Here is a 5,620-nt window from a genome sequence, read left to right as displayed (position 1 = left end):
GATTTTCGGCGGCGTGTATTCAGCTTTGAATCCAAAGATTGATAATGTTGTCTTGCATGTTGGTGCAGCATCTTTCTCCCACATCATGTTTAGAGCAAACCCGTTTGAAGCACTTTTGTTTATGCTCGAGATGGCAGTTCCAGATCCACTCGATCAGCAGAAAGTCTCGGCAATGATGCAGTCCTATTTGGACCGCATTGATCCCGCTACGTTTGCTCCTTACATCTTGCACGAAGATCTACCCTTCGGCCCTGCATCGAATCGTGAAAATAAGAAGCTTTTGATTCAGATTGGCCTAGCGGATACCCAGGTTCCCAACTTCGCAAGCTTCCTACATGGACGCCTTGCGGGTGTGCCACTTCTAACGCCAACGCCTCTTGAAGCGTGGGGCTTTGAAACAGTGGAAGCACCATACAGCGGTTCTGCCATGACATTATTTGATATGGGCTACGACCAGAGCTTTTCGATGCTGGCAAATCCGCCGGAGTCAACAACGCCCATACATAATAACCTGCGAGGCGTTCCCGAGGTTATTGAACAAATGAACGCAATGTTTAAGCAAGGCCGAGTAGACCATCCATGTGAATTTGGCTGTGGAACGCAGTCGCAGTTGGTTTATTGATTCGCGGGCTCGAGTAGGCCCCGAATCCAATTTGAGGGCAAGGTTGCCCAGCTCAACTGGTCCCGTCTAGAGCCGTGCCCCAGGTTTGAACCCTGTGGTCTCAATAAGCTCTAAAAGCTTCTTCTCCGAGATGCTCCCACTTACTTTCGCTTGCCCCGGCTCAAGTTGAACCTGAGCCGATTCAATTTCTTCGTGAGCAATTAGGGTTTTCTGTAACCGGCCGACACATCCGTTGCATGTCATTCCGCCTACCTCGACCCTTAGGTCGAAGGTTTGGGTCTTCATTCTGCCAAACATCATCTGTAAATCTTCGATAGCAAACTTCGCAAACATGAGGATGAGGATAATGGTTGGAGCAATTTGCCACCAAGCGGTGTGTTCATGAGCGTGTGAGGGCATCACCATCTGGAGCGTAAGTAATTCATCGAAGAGTAGGGCGAGAATAAGGCTGCCTAGAATGAGCGTAGAGAGATAGACTACTCCAGCAGTTTTTCCTATTCCGCGAAACACCGCACCGACAGTAGCAACATTCGTAGCAGGCCCCGCCATGAGAAATACAAGGGCTGCTCCAGGTGGCAGGCCGCCAGCTACAAGTGCCGCGGCGATGGGCACAGAAGCGGTTGCGCAAACGTACATTGGTATGCTGAGCCCTAAAACCAAGAGAAGAGTGGTGAGCGTGCCTGCGGCAGCCAATCCCTCCAGCCAAGCCGGCGGCATCCATACATTGATCATAGCTGCAATCAGAACGCCAACTGCAAGCCAACCCCAAATGCTGCGTATGATATCGATTCCGTGTTCCGTAGACTCTCTTAGCCCGGGGCGAGCACTGCTGGTTGAGCCTACAGGCTCTTCTACGGCTGGACTTTCATCAGGGAAAAGATTGCAGATAACCCCGCCCACAATACCAGTTAGAAATGCCGCAAACACCTTAAAGAGGGCGAAAGGCCAACCTAAAAAGGATGCGCATACGAGGATTGAGTCGACTCCAGTTTGAGGAGTGGAGATTAAAAAGCCAACTGTAGAGCCGCTGCTCGCGCCATCTTTCTTAAGACCCAGCCCCGCAGGAATCACACCGCACGAACACAGGGGAAGCGGGACGCCTAGAAGAACTGCCTTGAAGACCCCACTGACACCTTGAAATTGTTTTCGAATCATTGAGGATGGAATAAACGCATGAAGCAGTGACGCGATGATTGCTCCTAGAAGCAACCATACCGAGAGCTCCAACATGACATCCCAGCTTGCGAGAAGAAGTGCATTCATTAAGAAGGTCCCCCGATGTGGGTGTATCGTTGAAAAATAGTCATCAAATCTTTCATCTTATTGGCGCGAGCTTCGGCGTCTGCGTTTTCGAAGACTTGGTGAACACTGTGCTCTATATGGTTTGCAAGAAGGTCCTGGCCGGCTTTATTGAGAGCCCCTTGAACAGCTGCAATCTGGACCAGCACGTCGAGGCAGGGGCTATCTTCTTCAAGCATTCGGTGGATGGCTCCAACTTGGCCTTGAGCTCGCTTGAGTCGCGTGAGAATTTTCTTTTGATCTTGGCTATCTTCCATTGGCCCCCTTTATACCCCCAGGGGGTATAAGAGCAAGTTTAAAATAGGGGAAACCCGTTAGATTCCACCCTTGCCGCGGCCCAGTGAGGGTGTGATAACGTTTGGAACGAGCAAAGAAAATCGTTTACCATGCACTTTGACGCAAGGAGTCGAATCTAGATGTTAGCTCAAGCAACCATGTGGGAAAAGTTGGGGCAAGAGCCCGTCGATGTCTTGGTGGTTGGCGGCGGTATCAATGGGGCAGGAATTGCCCGAGATGCGGCTAATCGTGGCCTCAATGTGGCGCTTGTTGAAATGCGAGACCTCGCATACGGGACGAGTTCTCGTTCATCCAAGATGGTTCATGGTGGGCTTCGATATCTAGAGCAATTTGCCTTTGGCCTTGTGTTTGAGTCTGTGAGCGAACGCCGCATCTTATTGAAGATTGCACCGCACTTGGTCCGTCCGCTGGGTTATATCTTTCCCATTTTCAAAACTGGCACACGTGGTTTGGGGATGGTGAGCCTCGGGATGTGGGTTTACGAAGCACTGAGTTTGTTTCGGTCCCCACGACGCCACAAAACCTTAAAGGCCCACGCGCTGAGCGAAGTAGAACCCATTGTCGATACCCAGGGCATGCTTGGAGCACCTCTCTACTATGATTGCGCTACAGATGATGCTCGCTTGACTTTGGAGTCAGCTTTAGACGCGGCTCACCAGGGTGCAATTGTATCAACCTGGACCCGTGTGACTCAATTTGAGAAGGATGATTCCGGGAACGTATTGGGTGTTAGGGTTAAGAACGAGTTAACGGGCGAAGAGAAATCAGTGAAAGCATCGCTGGTGGTGAACGCAACAGGTCCTTGGACGGATAAGACCCGTGGGCTGTCTAAGGAAGCGGTTAAGCCTATGGTCATGCGAACCAAAGGCGTGCACGTTGTAGTAAGCCGAAAAAGTCTCCCCGTGAATCATTGTGTTATTTGTCCACACCCTGACGATGCTCGCGGTGTTTTCGCGGTGCCTTGGGGCGAGCAAACCTATATCGGAAATACAGACACGGCTTATGGAAAGGTCGAAGGCGGGGTAACGGCTACGTTGAACGATGTCGATTATCTTCTAGAGGCCAGCAATACCTATTTTCCAGGTCATCAATTAGACCGAAACGATGTAATCGCTACTTGGGCCGGGCTAAGGCCATTACTCGCTCCAGAGTCGGATGACATCAGTAACTCAAAGGTAACACGAGAGCATAGCATTGAGGTTGGCGCCGATGGTGTTGTGACGGTCGCTGGCGGTAAGCTAACCACCTATCGTAAAATGGCGAATGAAGTTGTTACTGTTTCTCTGAAGGCTTTAAAGAAGCGCGGGCATAAATTAAAGACCCGACGTTCAACCACCGCGAAAGTAGCATTGCCGGGAGCTCAAGGAATGCCGCGGGGCGGTTTGTCGCAACTAAAAGCTGACTTGGTTCAAAATGCTTCTGGCGTATTGCCCCCGGAAATATGTGAGTCATTGGTTGATACGTACGGCGTGCGCGCTGCAGATGTTGTTGATTTGGTGAAGAAGAAGCCTGAGTTGGCAAACCCACTGATTAAAGGTCGACATGAAATCGCTGCTCAAGTCGTGTTTGCTGTGGAGTCCGAATTTGCGGCAACAGCAACAGATTTCCTCATTCAGCGAACTCAGATTTTTTATCGCGATGATGACCAGGGCTTAGGGGCTTTACACGAAGTCGTCAGAATTATGACCGAGCTTTTGCTTTGGAACGATGCACGCCAAAAGACCGAAATCGCGCGTTATCAAAACGACGTTGCAACAAGCCGTGGTTGGCGTGATGAAATAGCTCAAGAGAAGTCTGCTTGAACGAACTTCCTTGATTTCTGCGGTCCATAAGAGGAAGATCTTAAGATGGACCTTCTAACACCGCGCACCGTTCTCGCCCCGATTGATTTCTCTGAATTATCGCGCCACGCTCTCACGATGGCCGATAGGATTGCCCACGAAAGGAATGCGAACCTCACGGTCTTGCACGTGCATCCCGTTGTTCAGACTGCGTTTATGGATTTGACCTACCCGGAATCTCCGGAGCGTATGGCGCAGGCGATGGTAGAGCTGGAGGCGCGGATGGCTGAATGGACCTCCGAACTCAAGACTCCGCAGGATAAGATCGATGCCAAAGTGATTATCGGTAACCCTGTAGATTTGATTACTCAGGAGTCCTCAAAACATGGACTCTTGGTCATCTCGACGCACGGTAGAACCGGCATTTCACACTTTTTAATGGGTTCGGTTGCCGAACGCGTGGTTCGAGTCGCCCATTGCGCTGTTTTAGTCGTGAAAAAGGATAATCATCCACAGCCATAGCCTTGCCATTATCTAGGTGTATCGGCATTTTGTTTCACTTTTCGAGATTGCTTCGGGGGAGTGTGACTTGTTTGTTGAGCGCTATATTGAGTGGGTCCTTAAACATCGAAAATGGGTCATTGCTCTTTGCTCGGTGGTCACCATCATTGCGATGGGTATTCTTTCCCAGGGCGTTATTGCCTCTTCTTTAATTCAGCTATTTTTTGGAGAGAGTGACGACTATGCGCGTTACCGCGTTTTAGCCAACGACTTCAGTGCCAGTGACGTCATTCTCCTCTCTATTGATGATGAGAGTGCATTTGAAGAGAAGGGCTGGTCGGCGCTAACCAAAGCTTTGGAAACCGTTGAGTCGTTAGACGATGTGCGACGTGTGACGAGCTTCCTTAAAGGGAACCTTATCGAGTCACGGGCCGATGCTCTCCATATTGCGAGCTATGAAGAGGAGGCCAGCCGGGACACGGTCGACTGGCAGCAGCTTAAAGCTTGGGTGACCCAAGATGAATTGATGCGTGGAACGCTTGTCTCCGAAGATGGTGATGCTTACACCCTGGTGGTTGAGCTAACGGACAAGAAAAACCGGCCCGTCGAAGCTTTGCCAGCGATTCTGGATGGCGTCTTAGGGCCACTTCATGAAGCAGGTATCAAAAAAGATTCGATACATCTTGCTGGTTTTGTTCCAGACAGCATCGAAGCCACGGTTCAAGCCAGGCTCAGTATCATTTTGATTTTCCCGATGACCAGCTTGATTTTGATCTGTGTGGTCTATTGGCTTTTTGGGCAACTCTGGCCTGTTTTTGCCACAGCTGGGGTTGGCCTTATTGCTATCATCTGGACTTTCGCTGTTGCCATTATTGTAGATCCACAAATCAATCTGATGCTCGCTATGGTGCCCGCGGTGATGATGGTGGTTTCATTTAGCGATATCGTGCATTTATGTTCTTGCTATCTTCTAGAGTTACAAGCGGGCAAAGAGGGCAGAGAGGCCATCGTAAAGTCATGCTCTGAGGTCGGGCTTGCCTGCTGGTTTACCTCGGTTACTACATTTTTTGGCTTTGTATCCATGGCTTTCGTGCCGACACCGGTCTTTCGAATGCTGGGG

The 5,620-nt window shown here is 50.2% G+C and carries 6 protein-coding genes; 4 read left to right on the top strand and 2 right to left on the bottom strand.

Features of this window, described 5'->3' with window-relative positions:
• Positions 1-622 (top strand): hypothetical protein (locus HOK28_16595; GenBank protein MBT6434717.1); only part of this gene is annotated, 622 nt, incomplete at its 5' end.
• A 66-nt stretch (positions 623-688) separates the two neighbouring features.
• Here HOK28_16595 and HOK28_16590 read toward each other — a convergent pair.
• Positions 689-1,885, bottom strand: a complete 1,197-nt coding sequence (locus tag HOK28_16590; GenBank protein ID MBT6434716.1) for a hypothetical protein — start codon at positions 1,883-1,885, stop codon at positions 689-691.
• Positions 1,885-2,178 carry a metal-sensitive transcriptional regulator gene (locus tag HOK28_16585; protein MBT6434715.1) on the bottom strand — a complete coding sequence of 98 codons (294 nt, stop codon included), beginning with the start codon at positions 2,176-2,178 and terminating at the stop codon, positions 1,885-1,887. Before HOK28_16585 ends, HOK28_16590 begins: the two co-directional genes overlap by 1 nt.
• Positions 2,179-2,337: 159 nt before the next feature.
• On the opposite strand from HOK28_16585, the gene glpD reads away from it, so the two are divergent.
• From glpD to HOK28_16570, 3 genes are all read left to right on the top strand, one after another.
• Positions 2,338-4,020, top strand: coding sequence for a glycerol-3-phosphate dehydrogenase (gene glpD / locus HOK28_16580; GenBank protein MBT6434714.1), 1,683 nt, complete (start codon positions 2,338-2,340; stop codon positions 4,018-4,020).
• A gap of 45 nt (positions 4,021-4,065) precedes the next feature.
• Positions 4,066-4,521 carry a universal stress protein gene (locus HOK28_16575; GenBank protein ID MBT6434713.1) on the top strand — a complete coding sequence of 152 codons (456 nt, stop codon included), beginning with the start codon at positions 4,066-4,068 and terminating at the stop codon, positions 4,519-4,521.
• Between the two features lie 67 nt (positions 4,522-4,588).
• Positions 4,589-5,620, top strand: a 1,032-nt coding sequence (locus tag HOK28_16570) for an MMPL family transporter (GenBank protein MBT6434712.1), incomplete at its 3' end; no start/stop codon positions are given.

The organism is Deltaproteobacteria bacterium (assembly GCA_018668695.1).
Classification (GTDB): Bacteria; Myxococcota; XYA12-FULL-58-9; order XYA12-FULL-58-9; family JABJBS01; genus JABJBS01.
Note: the sequence above shows the minus strand (reverse complement) of the source record. Positions and strands in the feature narration are given on the sequence as shown.